Origin of the sequence: Polycladomyces subterraneus, assembly GCF_030433435.1 — a bacterium.
Taxonomy (GTDB): Bacteria; Bacillota; Bacilli; order Thermoactinomycetales; family JIR-001; genus Polycladomyces; species Polycladomyces subterraneus.
Genome location: NZ_JANRHH010000029.1, coordinates 101,355 through 123,257 on the forward strand (window position 1 = coordinate 101,355; position 21,903 = coordinate 123,257).

23 protein-coding genes and 1 tRNA gene are annotated in these 21,903 nt (G+C 52.2%); 17 read left to right on the forward strand and 7 right to left on the reverse strand.

Features of this window, described 5'->3' with window-relative positions:
* Positions 1 to 84: 84 nt before the first annotated feature.
* The gene (locus NWF35_RS06385; RefSeq protein ID WP_301238249.1) at positions 85 to 486 is read left to right on the forward strand and encodes an Imm1 family immunity protein; all 402 of its coding nucleotides are present in this window, start codon (positions 85 to 87) and stop codon (positions 484 to 486) included.
* Between the two features lie 169 nt (positions 487 to 655).
* On the opposite strand, the gene NWF35_RS06390 is transcribed toward NWF35_RS06385, so the two are convergent.
* Entirely contained in the window at positions 656 to 1,462 is an 807-nt protein-coding gene (locus NWF35_RS06390) for an HI_0983 family protein (protein ID WP_301238250.1), read from the reverse strand.
* 262 nt (positions 1,463 to 1,724) lie between these two features.
* Here NWF35_RS06390 and NWF35_RS06395 point away from each other — a divergent pair, with 262 nt between their 5' ends.
* Both NWF35_RS06395 and NWF35_RS06400 read left to right on the forward strand, forming a co-directional pair.
* Entirely contained in the window at positions 1,725 to 3,083 is a 1,359-nt protein-coding gene (locus NWF35_RS06395; RefSeq protein ID WP_301238251.1) for a vWA domain-containing protein, read from the forward strand.
* A 19-nt stretch (positions 3,084 to 3,102) separates the two neighbouring features.
* On the forward strand, positions 3,103 to 3,327 hold the full coding sequence (locus NWF35_RS06400; protein ID WP_301238252.1) for a zinc ribbon domain-containing protein: 225 nt from the start codon (positions 3,103 to 3,105) through the stop codon (positions 3,325 to 3,327).
* A gap of 134 nt (positions 3,328 to 3,461) precedes the next feature.
* Here NWF35_RS06400 and NWF35_RS06405 read toward each other — a convergent pair whose 3' ends face one another.
* The gene (locus NWF35_RS06405; protein ID WP_301238253.1) at positions 3,462 to 4,259 is read right to left on the reverse strand and encodes an SDR family NAD(P)-dependent oxidoreductase; all 798 of its coding nucleotides are present in this window, start codon (positions 4,257 to 4,259) and stop codon (positions 3,462 to 3,464) included.
* 234 nt (positions 4,260 to 4,493) lie between these two features.
* Between NWF35_RS06405 and NWF35_RS06410 the strand changes: the two genes are divergently transcribed.
* From NWF35_RS06410 to NWF35_RS06425, 4 genes are all read left to right on the forward strand, one after another.
* A complete protein-coding gene (locus NWF35_RS06410) occupies positions 4,494 to 4,835 on the forward strand; it encodes a helix-turn-helix domain-containing protein (protein ID WP_301238254.1) in 342 nt (113 codons plus the stop codon).
* 205 nt (positions 4,836 to 5,040) lie between these two features.
* A complete protein-coding gene (locus NWF35_RS06415; RefSeq protein WP_301238255.1) occupies positions 5,041 to 5,457 on the forward strand; it encodes a MarR family winged helix-turn-helix transcriptional regulator in 417 nt (138 codons plus the stop codon).
* A gap of 26 nt (positions 5,458 to 5,483) precedes the next feature.
* Entirely contained in the window at positions 5,484 to 6,128 is a 645-nt protein-coding gene (locus NWF35_RS06420) for an HlyD family secretion protein (protein WP_301238330.1), read from the forward strand.
* 36 nt (positions 6,129 to 6,164) lie between these two features.
* The gene (locus NWF35_RS06425; RefSeq protein WP_301238256.1) at positions 6,165 to 7,745 is read left to right on the forward strand and encodes a DHA2 family efflux MFS transporter permease subunit; all 1,581 of its coding nucleotides are present in this window, start codon (positions 6,165 to 6,167) and stop codon (positions 7,743 to 7,745) included.
* A gap of 173 nt (positions 7,746 to 7,918) precedes the next feature.
* On the opposite strand, the gene NWF35_RS06430 is transcribed toward NWF35_RS06425, so the two are convergent.
* Positions 7,919 to 9,235: an MFS transporter gene (locus tag NWF35_RS06430; RefSeq protein WP_301238257.1), complete on the reverse strand. Its 1,317-nt coding sequence runs from the start codon at positions 9,233 to 9,235 to the stop codon at positions 7,919 to 7,921.
* Positions 9,236 to 9,538: 303 nt separating this feature from the next.
* Between NWF35_RS06430 and NWF35_RS06435 the strand changes: the two genes are divergently transcribed.
* Positions 9,539 to 10,351 (forward strand): serine/threonine-protein kinase, encoded by an 813-nt coding sequence (locus NWF35_RS06435; RefSeq protein WP_301238258.1) that lies wholly within the window; start codon positions 9,539 to 9,541, stop codon positions 10,349 to 10,351.
* A 148-nt stretch (positions 10,352 to 10,499) separates the two neighbouring features.
* Here NWF35_RS06435 and NWF35_RS06440 read toward each other — a convergent pair whose 3' ends face one another.
* On the reverse strand, positions 10,500 to 10,700 hold the full coding sequence (locus tag NWF35_RS06440) for a hypothetical protein (protein WP_301238259.1): 201 nt from the start codon (positions 10,698 to 10,700) through the stop codon (positions 10,500 to 10,502).
* 181 nt (positions 10,701 to 10,881) lie between these two features.
* On the opposite strand from NWF35_RS06440, the gene NWF35_RS06445 reads away from it, so the two are divergent.
* The 4 genes from NWF35_RS06445 (at position 10,882) to NWF35_RS06460 (ending at position 14,531) form a co-directional block, all read left to right on the forward strand.
* Positions 10,882 to 10,957, forward strand: a tRNA-Ala gene (locus NWF35_RS06445).
* 233 nt (positions 10,958 to 11,190) lie between these two features.
* Positions 11,191 to 11,793, forward strand: a complete 603-nt coding sequence (locus NWF35_RS06450; protein WP_301238260.1) for an ANTAR domain-containing response regulator — start codon at positions 11,191 to 11,193, stop codon at positions 11,791 to 11,793.
* Between the two features lie 28 nt (positions 11,794 to 11,821).
* Positions 11,822 to 13,027, forward strand: coding sequence for a nitrate/nitrite transporter (locus NWF35_RS06455; protein WP_301238261.1), 1,206 nt, complete (start codon positions 11,822 to 11,824; stop codon positions 13,025 to 13,027).
* Between the two features lie 391 nt (positions 13,028 to 13,418).
* On the forward strand, positions 13,419 to 14,531 hold the full coding sequence (locus NWF35_RS06460; RefSeq protein WP_301238262.1) for a site-2 protease family protein: 1,113 nt from the start codon (positions 13,419 to 13,421) through the stop codon (positions 14,529 to 14,531).
* Positions 14,532 to 14,925: 394 nt separating this feature from the next.
* Here NWF35_RS06460 and NWF35_RS06465 read toward each other — a convergent pair whose 3' ends face one another.
* The 3 genes from NWF35_RS06465 to NWF35_RS06475 form a co-directional block, all read right to left on the reverse strand.
* Positions 14,926 to 15,840 (reverse strand): TIGR01777 family oxidoreductase, encoded by a 915-nt coding sequence (locus NWF35_RS06465; RefSeq protein ID WP_301238263.1) that lies wholly within the window; start codon positions 15,838 to 15,840, stop codon positions 14,926 to 14,928.
* Positions 15,841 to 16,108: 268 nt separating this feature from the next.
* Positions 16,109 to 16,921 carry an ABC transporter permease gene (locus NWF35_RS06470; RefSeq protein WP_301238264.1) on the reverse strand — a complete coding sequence of 271 codons (813 nt, stop codon included), beginning with the start codon at positions 16,919 to 16,921 and terminating at the stop codon, positions 16,109 to 16,111.
* Positions 16,902 to 17,777: an ABC transporter ATP-binding protein gene (locus NWF35_RS06475; RefSeq protein ID WP_301238265.1), complete on the reverse strand. Its 876-nt coding sequence runs from the start codon at positions 17,775 to 17,777 to the stop codon at positions 16,902 to 16,904. Before NWF35_RS06475 ends, NWF35_RS06470 begins: the two co-directional genes overlap by 20 nt.
* A gap of 439 nt (positions 17,778 to 18,216) precedes the next feature.
* On the opposite strand from NWF35_RS06475, the gene NWF35_RS06480 reads away from it, so the two are divergent.
* From NWF35_RS06480 to mcsB, 5 genes are all read left to right on the forward strand, one after another.
* On the forward strand, positions 18,217 to 18,900 hold the full coding sequence (locus tag NWF35_RS06480) for an HAD family hydrolase (RefSeq protein WP_301238266.1): 684 nt from the start codon (positions 18,217 to 18,219) through the stop codon (positions 18,898 to 18,900).
* 53 nt (positions 18,901 to 18,953) lie between these two features.
* Entirely contained in the window at positions 18,954 to 19,643 is a 690-nt protein-coding gene (locus NWF35_RS06485; RefSeq protein WP_301238267.1) for an MgtC/SapB family protein, read from the forward strand.
* Positions 19,644 to 19,787: 144 nt separating this feature from the next.
* Positions 19,788 to 20,258 (forward strand): CtsR family transcriptional regulator, encoded by a 471-nt coding sequence (locus NWF35_RS06490; RefSeq protein WP_301238268.1) that lies wholly within the window; start codon positions 19,788 to 19,790, stop codon positions 20,256 to 20,258.
* Positions 20,259 to 20,263: 5 nt separating this feature from the next.
* Complete coding sequence (gene mcsA / locus NWF35_RS06495; RefSeq protein WP_301238269.1) at positions 20,264 to 20,791, forward strand: protein-arginine kinase activator protein McsA; 528 nt, start codon at positions 20,264 to 20,266, stop codon at positions 20,789 to 20,791.
* Positions 20,792 to 20,803: 12 nt separating this feature from the next.
* On the forward strand, positions 20,804 to 21,886 hold the full coding sequence (gene mcsB, locus NWF35_RS06500) for a protein-arginine kinase McsB (protein WP_435873842.1): 1,083 nt from the start codon (positions 20,804 to 20,806) through the stop codon (positions 21,884 to 21,886).
* Positions 21,887 to 21,903 lie beyond the last annotated feature (17 nt).

The following is a 21,903-nucleotide window of genomic DNA, read 5'->3' on the forward strand; positions in this document are numbered from 1 at the left end:
AACTTGAAGTGATAACACCAAGTGGTAAGGAGATTATTAAACCAAGACCAGAAGAGAAAAGAACCTCTTGGTAGGTGACAACAAATGGAGAGAAAGTTGATAATTGAAAGTTCTGATAATGTGATCTATAATCCTACCTGGGATCAGGTCTTTGAATTCTTACGAAAACTCGATGGTGAAACAGTAACGTATGTTGCATTGCAAATATCAGGAGTGGGGAAAATGATCGCAGGTGGTGGAGATATACAAGAAGAAAAGGGCAATATACGCTATTATTTAGTAGAGTTTTTTGAAGAACCATTTGACGGCACTTCAGTAGCGGTGAAAAATCCAATGGGTGATCCTGAGGAGTATATATTCCTTTCCGTTCAGGGCGCGGATATAGATCCCCCAGAAGATTTTTGTGTGTTATTTTCAGATGTAGTAGCTGCATTTGAATTTTTTTATCATCATGGTAAGCTTAATCCTGATTTAACATGGCAATAACCTTAATCAGTAACATCTAATCAGTATCGGAATATTAAAGTTTTCCCTGGTTATCCGGACAGGATTGATCATTGAAGAAACCCAAGATAAAAAACTATATAAATTTAAGGGGACTAGCGTCACTGGCAAAAAACCCGTTACCCATGGGCAACGGGTTTTTTCATATGACTTACAACGTATCGCTACTATTAGAATCGGACGAATCATCTGTGGTCGAACCGTCCGAGAAGTCGCCGGACGAGCCGTCGGACGAATTATCGCTCGGATCTTCTGCCTGCAGGATCTGGATCCATTTTTGCCGTTCGTCCTCCGACATCGGCACACTCAGTTTGTTGGTATAGTGGAGAGCCACGATCCCTTCATCCGTGGCCACTACACGGCTGATTTCATGCTGGTTGTCCTGGTAGCCGTCGTTTTCAATGATAAATTCGTACATCAGATCATCTTGTTGTTTGGACAGTGTACGCCAAGTGACCTTTCCGCCGTTGCGGACTTGTTCGTTGATGGACTTGCGCATTTCCTTTGCGTAGTCGTTGACGGTCGCTTGGTTTTGGAGACCTTTGTGAACGTCGATGGTGATCGCTTCCGTCCAGTCGTCCGCCGATTGCCCTTCCGGCACGTACAGGACCCGCACGTTGCCGTCATTTTGTGCGTGAACATCGACCGGTGTCCAAGTACGCCCATCAACATGGATGTTTTTATCTTCCGGGTTCTCTTGATCAGAAGAATCATCCGAGTTAAGAGAGGAATCGTCGTCTTGGTTGTTGGGCGCCTGGGCGATGTCGGACAAGTCGTCGTCATTTTGCTGTTGTTCCTGCTCTTTTTTGGGCTTGTCCTGCTCTTTTTTGGCTACCGGCTGTTGCTTGGTTTGTTGTTGGGTCTGAATCGCCTGTTGTGCCATAGAGATAACGATGGAGCAACCGGTGGAGAAGATCGCCATGACAGAAATAATAAGGACGAGCCACAAACGTTTCACTGAATGCCATCACCTCGGTAACTGTATCAATCGTTCTATTTTTATCAATATTTTCCGCCATCCGTCAACCCTTTTCGACAAGGTTCGGGAACTATTTTTGTCCAAGTTTTCTACTTCTTTTGGGCTATCCTGTCGATAAATGTAGTTTTTCAACCAGAAACGAGGGTTTTCTTATAAAGTAGTAAAAGTATACAATCATGGTTGTCGAACTATGGAAGTTTTTGTTGTGATAGGGGAGCTTGACCAAGGGAGTGAGGAAACTGTGCGGTTCGGTAAATGGTGGTCCTGGATCGTGGTGCTACTACTAGTGGGTGGATGTGCGCTCCCACTGGGGGCGGACAAACCGGCGCTCAAACAGGCACAAACGCCGAAGCCGAAAGCGCAGCCGATGATGGATCTGTCGGTGAAACCGTCGGAGCTGTTAAAAAGAGGGGATGCCCACGCCATGGCGCTGGTGGGCCCGGGGAAATACGGTGACGACCGTTATGACCGGGTCAAGGTGGAAAAAGAGCTGAACAAAATCCCTTCCAACGCGTCGCCGGAGGAGATCTATGACAAACTCATCGCCCTCTTGGCCAATGATTACCGTCCTTATGTGAAGAAATACGACAACTTCAAAGCCTATATCGAGACAAAAACGACGCCCATGCCCAAAGAGGCAAAGCTGGCGGCCCTGCCTGAGGGAAAAAGGATGAATGTGGTCATCCTGTTGGACGACAGCAGTAGCATGGCGGGGAAGGTGCCGGGTGGCGTCAAATTGGATTTGGCCAAAAAGGCGGTCAAGGAGTTTGCCGCCAAATTCCCGGAAGGGGCGAACGTCTCACTTCGCGTCTACGGACATAAAGGGACCAATCAGCCCAAGGACAAGGCGCTTTCCTGCCAAAGAAGCGAGGTGATTTATTCTTCCAGCCGGTATGAGGGGGGTCGTATGCAACAGGCGCTAAACAGGTTGAAACCGGGTGGTTGGACCCCGCTTGCCAAGGCGATTCAGGATGCCCAGCGGGATTTGGCGAGCCGCGGCGGTAAAGGGGCGACCAACATCGTCTATGTGGTGAGCGACGGTGTGGAAACCTGCGGTGGGGATCCTGTGGCGGCGGCACAGGCGTTGCACGCATCCAACATCCAGGCGGTGGTCAATATCATCGGGTTTGATGTGGATGATGCGGGGCAACGCGCGTTGAAGGCGGTATCGGACGCAGGCGGCGGTACGTTTGCCACGGTGGACAACCAAACGGAGTTGGAAGAGGCGTTTGATGCGGAGTATAACCGGTTGTATGATGAGTGGAGCCGGTGGGGAAACGAAAACTACGACAAGGTTTCTAAGGAAGGAAACCGGAAATATGACGAGCTGTGCAAGATCGCGAATGAATTTTATGATTTGAAGGATCAAGAGATCAATCGATTGTGGGACGCAAAGAATTATTTGGATAGCAAACGGGGATTCAATCCGGATGTGGGGGATATGATTATACAGCGTGATTTGACGTTGGGTAAATATATTTTGGATACGAGTGACCAATTGCAGGACCAGGTCCTGAAACATCAAGATGAGATGCAGGATGCCATTTTGGAGAAGCAAAATAAAGAGCAAGACAGGGTATTGCAAAAACAGTCCCAGTAACGAAGTGGGGGAAGCGCCAATGGAAGAAGAGAAACAAACACGCCCCAACGGTTGTCCCAAATGCGGGTGCCGGGAAGTAAAGACGGACCGAATTGCCGTGACGGGTTCTGGATTGAGTCGGTTTTTTGATGTGCAGAACCGCGAGTTTTTGGTCGTTTCCTGTGTAGGGTGTGGGTACTCCGAGTTTTACCGGAAAACTTCCTCTACCCTGGCGGAAGTAGTGGATTTCTTTTTCGGGAAATAGGGAAAAAGTACACCCGATCAAAACGGTTTTACCAGTTAAGCGGACGCTGATCATTCCTACTATAGTAAAGCTGACTTTAGCCAGCGGGCAAAAGTGGAATAATCAGCGTCTTTTTGCTTCATATGGCGTTCATTCTACTCTGCACGTTCGGAGATTTTGCGCACAACGGCTGTGACGGCTTTTCGCGGCAGGAAGCGAACGGATTGGGCCAGCAACCAGTTATGCAGACCGGGAATGACGACTCGATCACCCCGCATTAATCCGCGGTAGCCGATCTCGGCAACGGTGGCGGCATCCATCACTTTGTTAATGCGGAACAGCTTGGACTGCTCCAGATTGGCGCGGGCAACGAATCCGGTCTCGGTCGGTCCCGGACAAAGTGTAGTGACGGTGACGCCGGTCCCTTTCAACTCGTTGGCGATCGCTTCGGAGAAGGAGAGTACATACGCTTTGGTCGCGTAATAGACGGCCATCAACGGACCCGGTTGGAAGGAGGCGGTGGAGGCGACATTCAGGATTTTACCCCGCCCTCGTTGGATCATATCCGGAAGGAAATGTTTGGTCAAATGGGTCAGTGCCATGATGTTGACCTGAATCATGTCCATTTCTTTTTGCCAATCGGTTTCCGCGAAAAACCCGTACAAACCAAAGCCGGCGTTGTTGGCCAGAATTTCCACGTTCCAGCCTTGTTCCCTCACTGACCGTAAAACTGCATCCGGTCCGGACGGATTGGCCAGATCTTGGGGAATCACGTCGGCTTTTACCCCATGTGTTCGGGACAAATCTTCCGCCAACTGCCGCAACTTGTCCTCACTTCGTGCAACCAAGATCAAATCGTGGCCGTCTCGGGCGAAGCGTTTGGCCAGCTCATAACCGATTCCGCCAGAAGCACCTGTGATCAGGACGCGCGGGGAGGCAGGGTATTGGCTCATGGGATCACCTCTTTCGTGCAGGTTGTACGGTCCCATCATAAGTTAACCTATAGTTAATTGTCAACCTGCCCAGTTTCGCGTCAGGTTAACCCTGATCTTTGAGGAAAGGGAGGTCCGTTCGGGTGTGTCTTGTCATGCCATCAGGGGCAACAGATCATCCCTGAATCATTGTCGTTAACATTGGGTTAACCTATAATAGAAAAAAGCGGAATGGAAAGAGTAGGAGGGAGATGAATGGACTTCCCTTCGCGTCTGAAACAATTGCGGCGGCAAAAAAATCTGACTCAGGAACAGTTGGGACAACAAGTGGGCGTAACGAAGGTGTCCATTTCTCTATATGAGAGCGGGCGACGAAACCCAGACTTGGAAACGATCACCAAAATTGCCGACGTTCTGGAAGTATCGGTCGATTATCTGCTCGGTCGGACGGATGCCCCGGATAGAACAATTGCCGCGACGGCGGTTGGGGTGGGGGATCCGAAAATATGTCGTTGGTTTGAGGAGCTGCTCCGAGCTCCACAGGAATGTCGGGAAGAACTGAAGAAAATCTGGGACATTATCAAGAAACGCCGATAAAAAAGGGGACGGATTGGTAACCATGCGTCATCATGCTGCGACGCGTGGTTACCATTTTTTCATCTCCATTTCGATCAATCCCATTCATCGGGATGCAGCTGGTTGGGAAAAATGTAGAAGCAAAAAAAGGTATTGTTTTATCTGATTAATCTCTTTATAATAAAGATGTTTTTGTGGAAAGAGATTTACGGGGTGATGCGGGCGAATGGGTTCAACAGAAAGACCGAGTATGGAGCGGTTGAGCAAAATGTTGCTGCGTATGGCCCGTTCCTTCGATGCCGCATTGGAGGATGAGATCACGCCGCAGAAATTTTTGCTGTTAAACAATTTGTTGCGGATGAAGAAGTGCAAGGTGAATGATTTGGCCCAGGAAGTGAAACTCTCCTCGGGTGCGACCACCCTCGCGTTGAACCGTTTGGAGAAAGAGGGGCTCATCCTGCGTTCGCGGGATGAGGAAGATCGGCGCATCGTGTGGGTGGAGTTGAGCGAGGAGGGGCGGTCGCTTATCCTCAGGCTGGTGGAGAAGCGGCATCGGGTATGGGAGAAGATGTTGAGCGCATTGACCCCAGAGGAAGAACAGGAGTTCTTTCGCCTCCTGGAAAAAATGGTCAACCAATTATGAGCAAGGAGGGATTTTGGGTGAAAAAGATGATCGCTATTATGATTGTGTTTGTTATCGTCGTCCTCGGCGGCGGCGCCGCTGCATTGTACTACATGAATGAAGTGCAAAATTACGTTCTGGTGGATGACGCCAAAGTACAAGGAAACTTGACCATGATCACCGCGCCCGTTGCCGGGAAGATCACGGAGTGGAAAGTGAAAGAGGGTCAGTATGTGGACAAGGGGGATGTGGTGGCCCGGATTCAGACATCGCCGACGCAACCGGGCGAAGCGCCGCAAACCGTGAATGTCACTGCACCCCAGTCTGGTACGGTGATCCAGTCCAAATCCGAAACGGGTGATTTGGTGTCACCGGGCACGCCGCTCGCGATGACCACGGATCTGAATCAACTGTATGTGGTCGCTGAGGTGGATGAGACCAAAATTCAGGACGTGAAACAGGGGAATGCGGTGAAAATCTCGATCGATGCCTTCCCGGATCAAACCTTTACGGGCAAAGTGGAGCAGATCGGTCTGGGAACCGAGTCCACTTTCTCGATGGTACCCAACATCAACACCGGGGGCAATTATACGGAAGTAGTGCAACGTATTCCGGTCAAAATCTCGTTGGACGGATACGCTGGTGCCCGATTGGTCCCGGGGTTAAACGCGGACGTCAAAATCGAGAAATGATCTGGGCTTCATCTTTGATGGAAAGGAGGGTTTGCCATGGCTGACCACATCCCGACCCCGCCGACAGAGCAACGTGAAAACGGTGGTGTGGAAAACCGATTAGCGGCAACCGTTGTGCTGATCATCGCCGTTTTCATGGCTGTATTGGACATGAGTATCGTCAACGTGGCGTTGCCCAGTATGATGACGGAGTTTGGCGTGGATACGTCCGATATTCAGTGGGTAATTACCGCCTATACGCTGGTGGTGGGGACGCTCGTGCCCATCACCGGATTTGTCAGCGATCGGTTCGGATACAAGCGGGTCTTTATGCTGGCGTTGGTCCTGTTTACCGTCGGATCGTTTCTTTGCGGATTGGCTTGGAATAACGCCTCAATGATCCTGTTTCGCATTATTCAAGGGCTTGGCGGCGGGGCGTTGATGCCGGTTTCGATGGCGATGATTTTCCGGATGTTCCCGCCGGAACGGCGCGGGACGGCAATGGGCTTTTTCGGGATCGCCATCATGTTCGCACCCGCGGTGGGGCCGACGCTGAGCGGATATCTGACAGAATACCTTAATTGGCGGCTGATCTTCTACATCAACGTACCGATCGGCATCTTGGACCTTTTCCTGGCGATGTTTCTGTTGAAGGAGTTGGCCCACGGCAGCCGGCAACGGTTTGATCTGTGGGGATTTCTCACCTCGACGCTGGGATTTTCCACGTTGCTGTACGGATTGGGGATCGTGCCGGACAAAGGATGGACCGACCCGGAAGTGATCGGATTTTTGTCGGTGGCCATCGTTTCGCTGGTCGTGTTCGTCCTGATTGAGTGGAACATCGATCAGCCGATGCTGGACTTGAAATTGATCCGCAACGGTGCTTTCTTCGTATCGCTCGCGATTGTCAGCATCACCAGCATCGCCCTGTTTGTGCCGCTGTTCATGATCCCGTTGTTTTTGCAGAATATCTCGGGATTGTCCCCGATTGACACCGGATTGCTGCTGCTGCCTCAAGCGTTGGTGACCGGTCTGATGATGCCGATCGCCGGCTTTCTGTTCGACCGGATCGGGGCGCGCTGGCCAGCAGTGATCGGTTTGTGCCTGACGGCGTACTCGCTCTATTTGACCCATTTTCTCGATGTGAACACGTCTCATTCGACGCTTGTCTGGTGGATGGTACTTCGGGGCATCGGCGTCTCCTTGTTGATGATGCCGGTGACCACGTCCGGGATGAACGCGGTGCCCAGCGAAAAAGTGGGGCAGGCCACCGCTATCAACAATACGTTCCGTCAAGTGAGCGCCTCGTTCGGGATTGCGTGGGCGACGTTGCTGTTGTCCCATCGCCAGGCGTATCATGCGGCAGTTGGGGCTGAGCAGTTTTCGCTGTTTTCGCCGCAGGCGAATGAGACGTTGCAGCAACTCCAAAATATGTTTAGCGCGATGGGCCAGCCGCTGTTCCAGGCCAAGGCATCCGCTTTGGGCTTGTTAATGGGACAGATTCATGCCCACGCCATGGTACAGGCAATGGATGACGTGTTTTGGGTGACGATGTGGATCACCATCGCCACCATCGTATTGGCCTTCTTCTTGAAAAATGGAGGAAACGGAGCCAAGCGGCGGTCGATAATGGGATGACGTTGTGCCGGGCATGGAGTAGGGCTGGTAATTCCATCAGGGGCATGATTTCGGGAGCAGGGTTGATTTTCCCGTCGAATTGCGATGCCGATATGGGAATGGAAATCAGTGCCCGCACTTTTGTTTCAATAACCAGGGCCACCCCCAGATAAAAGGGGGTGGCTTTCGTTGTTTTAAATGGGAGCTGAAGGGCTTTCGGTCGTGGGAATAGCGGGTGCTTCCCGTTCGGCGGTTTGCGCTTCGGTTTTTCCTTTTTCCAGGTCCACCGCAAACAGCAACAAGATGCCCACCAAGAAAAACATCGCGATGGATAAGATGCCCATCCGGCTGGAGCCGAACCACTGCCCCACCAAGCCGAAAACAGCTGGACCGAAAACAGCGGCAAACTTCCCGGATAAACCGAAGAAGCCAAAGAATTCCGCGTTCCTGTGAATGGGGACGAGACGGCTGAAGATGGAACGGGACAGCGCCTGACTGCCACCCTGCACGCACCCGACAAGGATGGCGAGTATATAGAAATGAAGTGCGGTGGACATGAAATAACCCAGCATCACGATGATCAAATAGATGACCAGTGATCCGATCAGCGATGGCATCGGGCCGAATCGGTCGGCCAAACGGCCGAACAGCAGAGTGAAGGGGATGCCCACGAACTGGGTGATCAGCAGAGCGGCGATCAGATCCGTCTGGCCGATCCCGATTTCCCGACCATAGATGGTGGCCATTTTGATGATCGTATTGATCCCGTCGCTGAAAAACCAGAAGGCGATGAGAAACTTGAGCATTTCCGGATATCGGTGCAGGGAGCGCAGGGTCTGCCAGACAGTACGGAATCCTTCCATCGCGAGCCGTTTTGCCGGCGTTGGGGGGCGCCCGGACAGCGGTCGATCATGCACATGGTGGAACAGGGGAAGGGAAAACAGCCACCACCAGATTCCGACGCTGAATAAGGATGCTTGTGTGGCAGCGAGAGTGGTGATGCCCAGCATATCGTGGAATGTGATAATGGCCAGGTTGAGGGCGAGTAGTATGCCGCCGCCGATGTAACCAAAGGCGTAACCGCGCGCGGAGATACGGTCACGTTCGTTTTCGGGCACCACATCGCTGAGAAATGCGTCATAGAACACGTTGCCGCCGGAAAAGCCCAATGTGCCGAAGATGACCAAGATCGACGCCCACAACCACTCACCCGATTCAATCGTGGCCATCAGCAGGGACGAAGCAATCCCGATCCACGTGAACCAAAGGAGAAATCTCCGTTTGAACCGACCAGCGTCAGCGATCGCACCCAAAACCGGAGAGAGCAGGACGATCAGGACCAAAGCGAGGGATTGAGTATATCCCCAATATGCCGTCGCTTTGGTGGCGCCGAGATTGCGGGCGGCGACGTCGAAAAAAAAGATGGGCATCACGGTTGCCATGACGGTGGTGGCAAACGCGGAATTGGCCCAGTCATACATCACCCACGCACGGACGGTGCGATCATCCATAGTACAAGCCTCCTTTGCAATGCATCCAATTCTGCCTATTCAGAAAATACTCTTTCCACCCCAGTATATCACAGAGATGGATGAGAAAGAAAATCATGGAAAACGCAAAGAAAAAATCATAATGCGTGAAGGAAGAGGAGATGAAAAGAAAGGGTTTCGTCTGTCCAGAAATACCCGTTCATGATAAAATAAGAAAAGCGAAAGTCTGCATCGGTTAAGTGCAGTTGTTGATTGAGCTTACATATTTTGAGATGTTTTCCTTTTCATTCACACGACCCCGGCAAGAAAGGTGATTGAAACAACATGCGGATGAAAGAGAAAGGTGAGTGGATACGGGAGTCGTATGAAGTGATCCATGCATTCCCCTTTGTGCAGGGGGTTCTTTATTACACGGCATATCGGAACCGGAATGAGGCAGGATCTGAAGGAGAACCGGTTCGTACACGTTTTGTTCATGCACTGGATGCCCGGGCTTTTCACGGGGAAAGCGGACGTGATTTTGAAAAACTGCTCATGCGGGATGAAGATGCGTTTTTCCCCGTGCAGGAAGTGTTCATTGAAGACGGTGTTTTGTACCAAGTTTACAGAAAGTTGGAGGGGACGCTGCTCGCGCACTATTTGTACCATACATTACCGTTGCCGCTGGATCGGGCGATGTGGATTTTGCGGCGGATCACCGGTCATCTGTTGCGCTTGTATGACCAAGATCAATTTACCATGGTCCATCCGCAAAACGTACTTTTGGCCCCAGGCGGGGCGGTGCGTTTCATCTACGGGGGGCCTGCCGGGTTGTTGCCCAAAGGGGGACTTCATCCGCAACCGTCTGCGGATGGCCAGCGACGGGAAGATCCGTATGATGCGTTTACGGTCGGTGCTTTGGCATACACGATGTTTACTGGCAACAGTCCGACAGCATTTTCGCTCAACCCTGCTCCCATCCGCCAGTTTCGGGAGGACGTGCCGGAAGAGCTGGAAGATTGGATCATGCGAACCCTGTCCTTCAATCCGGAGCAACGTCCCACGATCGAGGAGATGGCCCGTTTTTTTCATAGAGTGACGGCCAAGATCGAAGGAGGATCAGAAGGTTTATTCGGATGGGAACGCATGCTGTTATAAAGAGTGAGCGGGAAAACCCAGCCTTTCGGTGAAAGCGAGCGAAAACTTGTGAAACGAGATCGCCCAGGCTTGGACGAAGCCATCGCGGATGGATGTAGGTTACCACGCCAGATGAAGCGAGAAGCCCACGGCGACCAACGGGGTGCCTCTAGAGTGACTTCAGATGTGTGAAGCAGGTCACCGTGACCAAGCCGGAAAGCCGGAATTCGTGTGACATTACCTTGTGATGCAAAAACAAAAACGGGGGCGGGTCGCGCGGGATCAAAACGATGGCGGCGGAGGTCAACAAAAAGAAATAAAGGAACTGGCTAAAAAAGCGGCCGAGCAGTTCGACCGTGACCAAGAGCACCTCTCGCTCCTGTAACGCCTGCGCTCAAAGGTGTCGCTCGTAGCCAAAACAGTCACCTTCTTTTAGGGGAAGATTCCCCGCGGGCGACCATTGAGTTGAAGCTACATCACCTGAAAAAGGTGCTTGACTTTCTCCGTGGACCCGTGTACAATAATTCCTGTCGCCGATTGATCTACTACGTGGGGCTGTAGCTCAGCTGGGAGAGCGCCTGCCTTGCACGCAGGAGGTCAGCGGTTCGATCCCGCTCAGCTCCACCAGGCACGAACACCTCGTTGATGATTCAACGAGGTGTTTTTTTGTTTTATGTGTAGATTTACGTCAGAGAACATTACATAATAAACCGGGGAATAAAAGGATTCGTCTGTTTTGAATTAATTATGTAAAAAAACCTTACATAAAGATCTTGCGGAATAGGGAGGGGATTCGTTACAATAAGGCCATACCGAATTTTCGTGTAAATGAAACTGACATAAAGGAGTGTGCCCTCCCGTTGAATATCTGGGTGTTGCATGAGCAGCCGTTTACGATGTCGGCAGGTGCTTATGTGGACAGTCTGCGCCGGGCGGGGCTTTCCATCACCGCCGTGGATGAAAAGATGTTGGAAACAGGTGTTCCCGATGCGGTCATGTTGGTCTATCCATCGGAAGGATGGAAACGTCGGGCCACAGCGGTTTCGGAAAAATGCCCATGGGTGTTGATGTTGGATCGAGGAGGTCTGCCACAAGCGGATGAATGGGAGGAAATCCGCCATCCGTCCGCTGTTATTGCGACGACGATGGACATTCGTCATGCCGTTTGGGCAATCCAGCAAGGCGTGTACCAAGCGAAGGAACGAGCCGCTTGGCAAAAGCGCATCCAACAGTTGGAACGCCGTTTGGCCCAACGTGCCGTGATTGATCGGGCCAAGGGGAAGCTGATGGACGAGCGGAGATGGACGGAGGAGCGAGCCTACCATTATTTGCGGCAAACGGCGATGAACGAGAGGAAGACGATGCAGCAAGTCGCCTATGAAGTGTTGTCAGCGAAACGACAACCCATTTTTGCAGGTTCCACGACCCGTACCATACGAGCTGGTTCGGGCAAATGGAATTAAACCTTACAACGGAGTGGGGGAAAAAATAGTGCGCTCGTTTTTGAGAGCTGGACATTTGCCTAGTTTGTTGTCAGCATTTTTGTATTTTGATGTCAGTTTCATGGTGTGGGTGTTGTTAGGTGCTTTGGGTGTGATGGTGGCCCAAGACCTCAATTTGAATGCCACACAAAAAGGACTGATGGTGGCGGTGCCGATCCTGGGCGGTTCCATTTTCCGCATCATCATGGGACTTTTGACCGACCGGATCGGTGCCAAGCGCACCGGTCTGATCGGAATGACTGCCACAATGGTGCCACTTTGTTTGCTGTGGTTGACGGGCACCAATTTACCACAGGTGATTGCCGCCGGTTTTCTGCTGGGGATTGCCGGTGCCAGTTTCGCCTCAGCCATTCCGTTAGCCAGTCGTTGGTACCCGCCGAAGTACCGGGGGTTGGCGATGGGGATTGCCGGAGCTGGTAATAGCGGTACCGTATTTGCTGTGTGGTTTGCTCCCCGGCTGGCGGAGGTGTTCGGCAGTTGGCATGCCGTGTTTGGATTGGCGATGATTCCGATCGGACTGGTTATGGTCATTTTTGCTCTTTTTGCCAAGGACTCGCCTGATCAACTTCCGGCACAACCGCTTCATTCGTATTTTGCTGTATGGAAAGAAAAAGATGCGTGGCTATTTTGCTTTTTTTACAGTGTCACGTTTGGTGGATTTGTCGGGTTTTCCAGCTTTTTGCCGATTCTGATTCATGATCAGTATGGGCTGAATCAGATAGAGGCGTCCAGTTTTGTGACGGCTTGCGTGTTTGCGGGTAGCTTTGTCCGTCCGATCGGCGGTTGGCTGGCTGATCGCGTCGGCGGAATTCGCATGTTGCTGATTCTCTTTTCCGTCATTACCTGCCTGGTGGCCTATGCTGCTCAATTGCCACCGTTTAGCTGGATGATGGGGCTGTTGATCATGATGATGATGGGGCTGGGTATGGGCAACGGTGCCGTATTCCAGTTGGTGCCCCAGCGGTTTGCCAAGGAGATCGGCGTGATCACCGGGATGGTTGGGGCAGCTGGTGGCATCGGTGGATTTTATCTACCATTTGGTTTGGGTGCGCTTAAGGACATGACTGGGACCTATGCAGCTGGTTTGTGGGCGATTGCGGCTGTGGTGGCATTGGCGTTCATCTCAATGTGGGTGGTCAGCCGGCGTTGGCGCCGTGAGTGGGCACGTGAATCGGTCGGCAACATTGCGGCGTGAGGCAGGATGGGGTATGACGGGTGTTCTCGTTATGAAACAATAGAGGAGTTGACGAATTTGCTGAGAAAGGAAGGAAATCGGCAACGGGAAATTGACATGTGCGGATCGATCGCTTGTCCGCAGTTTCTATAGTTGTGTGTATGAGATCTGGCGCTGTTGCCAGATCTTTTTTTAGAAACACACCTTTGGTAGCGATTGGGAAGGACAGACGAAGCAGTTTCTCCACTTTGTTGAACAATGTCCGCAAATCTACCTCCTCCCAATTAAGAGCGAATAAGATCTCCATCTTTCAAACTATTAACGTTTTACGGATTGTCTGCGTGAAAAGTCGAAACTTGTGATAACATGAAAAAGAGAGGCGATTGTGTGACGGATAAGGAGGAGTAAGCGTTTGGCAAACCATGAGACCAGGAACGGCGGCATGAAAAAAACATGGTGGGGCGGATTGATTGCGCTTTTGATCGGATTTGGCGGGAAACTCAAGTTCTTGCTCCCGATTCTCAAACTGGGCAAAGCGGGCGGAACTATCTGGACCATGCTTTTGTCCATCGGCGCGTATGCGCTGTTTTATCCGTGGACCTTTGCTATTGGGTTGGTGGTGATGATGCTCATCCACGAGATGGGGCATGTGTGGGCGGCACGCAGGAGAGGATTGCCTGTGTCAGCGCCGTCATTCATCCCATTTCTGGGAGCGTTGATCATGATGCGGAAAATGCCCGCTGATGCCGTGACGGAGGCTTATATTGCCTACGGCGGTCCATTCGTGGGTACCATCGGCGCGGCATTGTGCTTGGCGATTGGTGTGGTGACCGGATACGAACCGCTCTACTCGATTGCGCAGGTGGGGTTTTTACTCAATCTGTTTAACCTGTTGCCGATTCACCCCCTGGACGGTGGGCGGATCGTCACCGCCATCTCCCGTTGGTTGTGGGTGGTAGGGCTCGTTGTAGGCCTCGTCCTGGTGATCGTCACGTTCAGCCCGTTGCTGTTGGTGATCTGGTTGCTGTTTGCATGGGAATTGTGGTCGGCGTTTTTCTCCGACAGGCGTAATAAGCCTAGAAATATCTATGTGGAGGCGTTTGTGCCGGAAAGCCGCTGGGAGGAGGCGCATGTCTGGATACCTGCTGAGTCCCATCAACGGGTCTTACCCCATGTGCAGTATTGTCGGGTGGATGACCGGGAGCATGTGTGTTCTGTCATTTACCCGGGTGTTGGGAAAATTTTTCAATTCGAGGGGATGAAGGGGCGGTTTGAGGAAGTGCGGATGACCGGGGCCGACCGCGTCACGGATGATGATACCGGTCAATCCCTTGTCCGTCTGCGACTGGAAGCCCAATATATACCGTCCCCAGAGGAAGACCCCACTCTGAAAAAGAGCGCGGAATACTATCAAGTCCCGGGCCGTACGCGTTTCATATACGGAACGATGTATTTCGGTCTGATTCTGGTGTTGGTATTGTTGATGGGCGTGACGCATGTGATAATATCCGGTTTTGGTACGTAGAAGCCATTTCAAAAAGAATGGAATCTCATTGCGAGGATATGCTGGGAGCGATGTTTTTCCGTGTGAGGAACTTCAAGAGCCCGGCAAAGCGGAGGAACGGACCACGAGGAGAAACGAGGGCTAGATGTTTGAGCGATAGCGAGTTTGGCCCGCGCTCGTGGTCCGTTTCAAAGCGGACACTTTTTCTTCCTTGCAGGGTGACTGGCGAACCGAGCCGAAAAACAAACGCAAAACACACGAATCTAAGGGTTGACGATTTTTGAAATAATCTCTAGAGACTCGGGTAAAAGGGCGTGAAAAACGAAAAGCTGTCTCCCGCTACAAAACAACGAAGGGCATCATGGATACGAAACGGTCTTGGGGAATGCTGATGATTCGTTCTCAATGCATGGAGTCACACCAGACGGGTCAATTCCCGCAGCGTTTCTTCCAGTTCCGTATGACGGAAACGGAAGCCTTCTTCCAACAATCGTTTCGGTATGCAATTGCGACCAGTCAGGGCGAGACCGGGATCGGAACGCATCACGAAGATCGCTCCCAACCAGACCAAGGGAGTGGGGGCGGGCGGCGCCCAACCTTTTCCCATAGCTTTTCGCAGCGTGGCCATGAAGGTGCGGTTGGTTACCGGTTGGGGACCGGTAGCGTTGTAGATCCCCTCCACTTCACGATCCATCACATGGCGGATCATCGCGTTGAAATCGTCCACATGAATCCAACTGATGTACTGTTTCCCCGATCCGATCGTGCCCCCCAAGCCGTATTTTGCCAGTTTTTTCAACGGCTCCAATGCACCGCCTCCCCGTCCCAGGACGAAGCCGATTCGAAGCAGCACTTGGCGTGTTTGTGGGAGAGATTCGGAGAAAAAGGCTTCTTCCCATCGCTGGCAGACTTCGGCGGAAAAGCCCGTTCCCGGAGGAGCGTCTTCGTCGCATTCCGCCCGGGTGTTTCCGAAATACGCCAAGGAGCCCGCCTGAATGAACACCTTGGGAGGTGTTTGGCAATTGCGTACGGCTTGGTGGAGTACCCTGACGGAATCCAAGCGCGAACCCAGGATCTCTTCCCGGTTTTTGGGCGTATACAGACAGTTGACACTCCGTCCGGTGAAGTTCACGATGGCGTGTGCCCCATCGATTTCGCGGACCCAATCGCCCATATTTCGGCCATCCCACGTTACAAAACGAACTCCTCTGTCGGTTTTCTGCCGGCCTCGCGTCAGGATCGTGACTTGATAACCATCGGAAACCAGTTCCTTCGCCAATGCTTGTCCCAAAAAGCCGGACCCTCCGGGGATGACTACGGTTGGACTCATACAGTCACCTCTTTTGTGATGACTTTCACATGTTCCTGATGGTATTCTACCAAAACATCCGATCTTTGTTGAGAGAAATTTCCCAATTTTATCTCCCAAGGCGGATAGTCTGCAGACAAAAGTAGTTGGGGACGTGACGGGGAATTCGGCCCCGCTCCCTGAAAAGAGGGTGGCCGTCTTCCCTCAAGTTAATTTAGTGCTGGCAATCAGGAGCGGGAGGAAAAACGGCATATCCGAATTCGCGCGATAGATGATGGTTTCCATGCGATCATCCGCTGCGTTTCAGCTTACCCGTACGCATCGCATAACGTTCCGCCTGCAGGAAAATCCACAAGCCCAGCGGAACCAGTACGACGCCGATCAACAACAGGATACCCAACTTCGGCAATAGTGCGATGACACCGGTGCCGTGCAGGATGGCGTCCCGTGCCGCATCCAGCGCATACGTCGCGGGAGAGAGAACGGACAGGGGATGAAGCCATTTGGGCAACACGTCGATTGGATAGTACACACCGGAGACGAGCAGGATGATGCCCTGGATGATATGCGTCGCCTGGGTGCCGCGTTCGGGGGACAACAGGGGAAGAACTGCAGCAATCAGGCCCAGACCCATAAAAGCGGGGCTGGCAACCGTCAGGACAACCAATGCGGCAGGGAAATTAGCCTGTGCCAAAGGTAGATCGAAAAAGAAAGCCACGACGGCCAAGACGATAATGGAACGAATCGTTCCGTACAGCAGTGCAAACAGACACATCCCCGCCAAGTGCGTGATGCGGCGGATCGGTGCCATAAACGTGTATTCAATCGTTCCTTCCCATCGTTCCCACGTGATGGAGTTGGCCACCTCTTCAAACAGTACGGACATGAATCCCCAGAAAAGCGCGCCGATCACCAGATACAGCACCATTTGCCCCTGGTTGGGTGCACCCTGCATCGTCAATCCAATCAATCCGATCGTCAAGGTATTGACGATATTATAGAAGAGAAACACCACTTCCCAAGCCAAATAGCGCCGGATCAGACGGAAGCTGCGCTCGACGAATGCATAAGCGGCATTCCACTCACGCGTCCATGTCTTCATCGGCTAACGCCTCCTCCCAATCTTTCCCCGTCAGTTCAAAAAAGACAGTTTCCATTGAGTCGGCTCCGACGAGTCGTTTCAAACCGTCGGGCGTGTCCAAGGCGACGATGCGCCCTTGATCGATGATGGCGATCCGGTCGCACAATGATTCCGCTTCTTCCATATCATGTGTGGTTAAAAAGATGGTCGCATCATGAGTTTGCATCACTTCCTTGACGTATTTCTGCACATCCCGTTTTGATTTTGGATCCAGCCCCGTCGTGGGCTCATCCAGCAAGATCAGCACCGGGGAAGTCATCAGTGCCCGGGCGATTGCCACTTTTTGCTGCATCCCCCGGGAGAGATTCTCCAACGGTGTGTGTACCTTGTTTTTCCGAATTCCCAGCCGCCGAAGAATCTCCATCGCACGGTTTTCTCCCTCCTCGACGGGTAATCCGTACAAGCGGGCGGCATACCGCAGGTTTTCCATCGCCGACAGCTTTTTGAAAAAGGATGCCTCCACCGAAACGCGGTTGATCCATCGGCGAATTTCGTGCTGATGGCGCACAACATCCTTGCCGAAAATGGACAACGTACCACTGTCAGGAAGCAGGAGCGTCGACAGTAATCGGATCAGTGTCGATTTACCCGATCCGTTGGGGCCCAATAAACCGAAGATTTCCCCCCGCTTTACCGTGAACGATACGTCGTTTACCGCTTTCACCACTCGTCGTTCACCGCGAAACCAGTTGGACCAGCGTCGGCTGCCTTCCACTGTTTCTACAAACACTTTGTTGACGTGCTGACAATGGATGGCGAAATCATCCACGGCTTGATGGTGGGGAGGATGTTCCGGGGTTGAAATGGCTTGTGTCATGAGCGCGTTCACTCCTTTCCATAGAAAATGCCACAAGCCGGCAGGCCTGTGGCGTACGTGCAAGCAAACGTAAAAAAAGCCACAGGCCGCTCGCCCTGTGGCGGGGGTGCAATTTATCGTGGATCCGAGGAGGAAATGTCAGATATTCCGCCGAGGTCGCCGGTGAGGAAAATTAATATATTTGTCCCGCTTGCCGTTGAATTCAAAGAGGGTGGGAGCAGTGATCCGGATCAAATTCATGTCGGCGACCCCCTTTCCTCCATCAGTGAAAAATGACGACCAACAATTTTCATTCTATCGATCGCTTCAGGAAAAGTCAACCATCCCATGTTCTTTTTTCCTCGGTATGATGGGCTTGTCTATCTTCCGTTTGTCCGGTATGGTATCGTCAAGTTGATCAAAATATACATAAATAAATAAAGAAGGAGTCGTGGGAATGATGTCACATACTACTATGATTTTTGATTTGGACGGAACATTGTTTCAAACGGAGAAAGTGGCGGTACCGGCTTTTCGCCGTGCATTTGAGCGATTGCGCCGTACGGGTCAGTATTATGGCCCTTTACCGACCGATGAAGAGATCCAGTCTGTATTTGGTCTCACACACGTGGAGATCTGGAACCGATTGCTCCCCGACGCCGATGAACAAACCAAACAGACGGCTGATCGCTGGATGTTGGAGGAAGAGTTGCACTGTTTGCAGAATGGAATGGGAGCGTTGTATCCCGGTGTGAACGAGACGCTGCACCGACTTGCACAGGAAGGATGGCGTTTGTTTATCGCCAGTAATGGGATTTTACCCTATGTGAAAGGCGTATTGACGGCATTCGAGCTGCATCCGCTGTTTTCCGAAATCTATACTGCGGGTGAATACCAGACCCGTGAAAAAAAGGACTTGGTTCGCATCCTGATGGACGAACATGGGGTGACGGGCGGTTACATGGTGGGTGATCGCAGCTCAGACGTGGAAGCGGGTCTGGCCAATGGTCTTACGGTCATCGGATGCCGGTACGCCGGTTTTCCCAGTTTCAGCGGAGAAAGGGAGCTGGATGGGGCGCATGTGGTCATTGATTCGTTCCCATCTTTGTTGAACGTGGTAAAGGGCGTGTCTGACAAAGGTTGAAAACACACGCCCTAAAACGATGACGGAATTAAGGAGGATGTGGAGGGAAGCAGATGGAGAATGTATGGTCGATTTCCATTGGGGAAGCTACATTGCGGTTATTTTTGGCGGTTGTTTTGGGTGGTTTGATCGGGTGGGAGCGGGAACACAACAACCATCCCGCCGGTTTTCGTACACATATTTTGGTGAGTTTGGGATCGGCGTTGATCATGCTGTTATCCATCTACGGTTTTTCGGAGTTTGTAAATGAGCCCAACGTCAGGACCGATCCGGCGCGGTTGGCGGCCCAGGTCGTCAGCGGGATCGGGTTTCTGGGAGCAGGTACGATTTTGCGTCACGGATTTTCGGTGACGGGACTCACCACAGCCGCCTCTTTGTGGGTGGTCTCTGGCATCGGGCTGTCGGCGGGTGCGGGATTTTATTATCCTGCCATATTGACCACCGCACTGGCGCTGATCAGTTTGGAACTGTTGAATCGGGTGGAACATCTGTTGTTCGTCTCCCGACGTCAAAAAACGTTGCGCATCCGAGTGAAGGACAGGCCGGGGACATTGGGGGACTTGGCGACGGTCTTGGCGCAGTTCGGCGCCAACATCCGCAAGGTCTCCATTGAAGAGGAGGACCCGGATGAAGAGATGATCGATATCGTGTTTACGATTCGGATGCCGGAAAAATTCTCGGAAAGCGACTTGATTGAAAGAATGAGGCAAGTGGAAGGTGTGACGGCTGTAATCTCCGGGTAATCCAGTATATGAGGGGTTGTATGAAAAGCTGGCGATCAAGAAAAAATGAGAAGGACGGCTGTTTCCCTCTTGGCGAACAAATGGGAATGAATTATAATAAAGTCAGAAGGTCAAAGTTAGTCAAAGTCAGCAGGAGGTTGTCCGATGAGATGTATCACGGACATCATCGAACATCATCTGAAGAAAATTCTCAATGAAAGCCCGACGGGGATGATTGAGATAAAAAGGAGCGAACTGGCTCATCTGTTTCAATGTGTGCCATCACAGATCAACTATGTGATCAGTACCCGCTTTACCCTGGAAAAGGGGTACGTGGTGGAGAGCAAACGGGGCGGTGGGGGGTTTATCCGCATTCGCAAAGTGAAACACGCTTCCAAACGTACCTATTTCGATGTGTTGCTCAAGCAGATCGGTCGTTCGATCCATCAGGCGGCTGCCGAAGACGTGATCGACCGTCTGCGGGATGATGGTATTATCACGGAGCGGGAAGCCAAATTAATGCGGAAATCTGTGTCCCGCGAAGTGTTAACTTTACCCGTCAACGTTCGGGACCAGGTGCGGGCGGGTTTGATGCGGGCGTGGGTCGCGATTCTACTGGCGGACAAAGGAGAGTGACGCCGATGCTCTGTCAAGAGTGCGGAAAACGGCCGGCGACACTTCATTACACCAAAATCGTCAACGGCGAGAAAACGGAATTACATCTATGCGAAGTTTGTGCCCAAGAAAAAGGGGAACAGATCCCCATGATGGAAAACGGATTTTCCATTCATCAACTGTTGTCCGGACTGCTCAACTTCGATGCTCCTTATACAGAAGGTGAGCAGGCGAAGCAGACGGTGCAGTCCAGTGCGCTCCGCTGTCCCACGTGTGGATTGACCTACACGCAATTCACCAAGATCGGACGGTTGGGATGCAGTGATTGTTACAAAGCATTCGGGGAGCGACTGATTCCACTGTTTCGCAGGGTTCATGGCAGTACAGGCCATCGCGGCAAAGTGCCGGAACGAACGGGGGGGCGGTTAAAGATCCGGCGAGAGATCGAACAGCTCAAGGAACAGCTCAAGCAGTGCGTTGCCCGGGAAGCATTCGAAGAAGCAGCCCGACTGCGCGACCGGATCCGCGCCCTGCAGAGGAAACTGGAAGGCTGAAAGGGAGGGAGAATGTTGTCGCTTCAACGCTTTATCCAAAGCGCGATGAGCGAGTGGATGCGAGGCGGAGGGCCCCAATCCGACATCGTGATCAGCTCCCGCGTCCGCATCGCACGAAATTTGGCCGGTCTTCCCTTCCCGATGCTGGCGACCGCATCCCAGTCAGAAGAAGTGGTACGGCGGGTTGAAGAAGCATTTCAGGAAGAGAAGGAACAGCCGTATTTTCGCGACGCGGAATTGATCCGGATGGACACGTTGGATGACTTGCAAAAGCGCGTGTTGGTGGAAAAGCATTTGATCAGCCCTCATCTGGCGGAAGAGTCCCGCCATGGTGCAGTAATTTTAAGCGGAAATGAAGCGGTAAGCATCATGGTCAATGAAGAGGATCATCTGCGGATTCAGTGCCTGTTCCCCGGATTTCAGCTGAAGCAAGCCTGGCGGTTGGCAGATCATATCGATGATACGCTGGAACGCCATTTGTCTTACGCATTTGACGAACAATGCGGGTTTTTGACCAGCTGTCCGACCAATGTGGGGACGGCCATCCGGGCATCGGTGATGTTGCATCTGCCCGCCTTGGCTATGACCCAGCAGCTGAACCGTTTGTTCCCGGCGATTGCCCAAGTCGGGTTGGCTGTGCGTGGGATCTATGGTGAGGGGAGCGAAGCGCTGGGTAACCTGTACCAGGTGTCCAACCAGGTTACATTGGGACAGGAAGAAGAGGAGATCATCGATAATCTGGTCAGCGTGGTTGGTCAGATCATCGACCAGGAGCAGACGGCTCGCCGGCGGTTGTTGGAATCTTCCCCGATTCAGCTGGAAGATCGGGTGCACCGGTCCTACGGCATTCTCGCACATGCCAGGGTGATGGATTCCAAGGAGGCAATGCAACGGCTGTCTGATGTTCGGTTGGGCATCGACCTGGGGTTGATCAAAGGTGTTTCGGCCACGGTGCTGAATGAATTGATGGTAATGACCCAACCCGGATTTTTGCAGCAATATGCCGGTCAGCGTTTGGACCCTGGCGAACGGGACATCCGCCGGGCGGTGTTGATCCGCGAGCGTTTGGCAATTGAACACGACGACGAAAACTAAAGTGAGGTGGATGAACG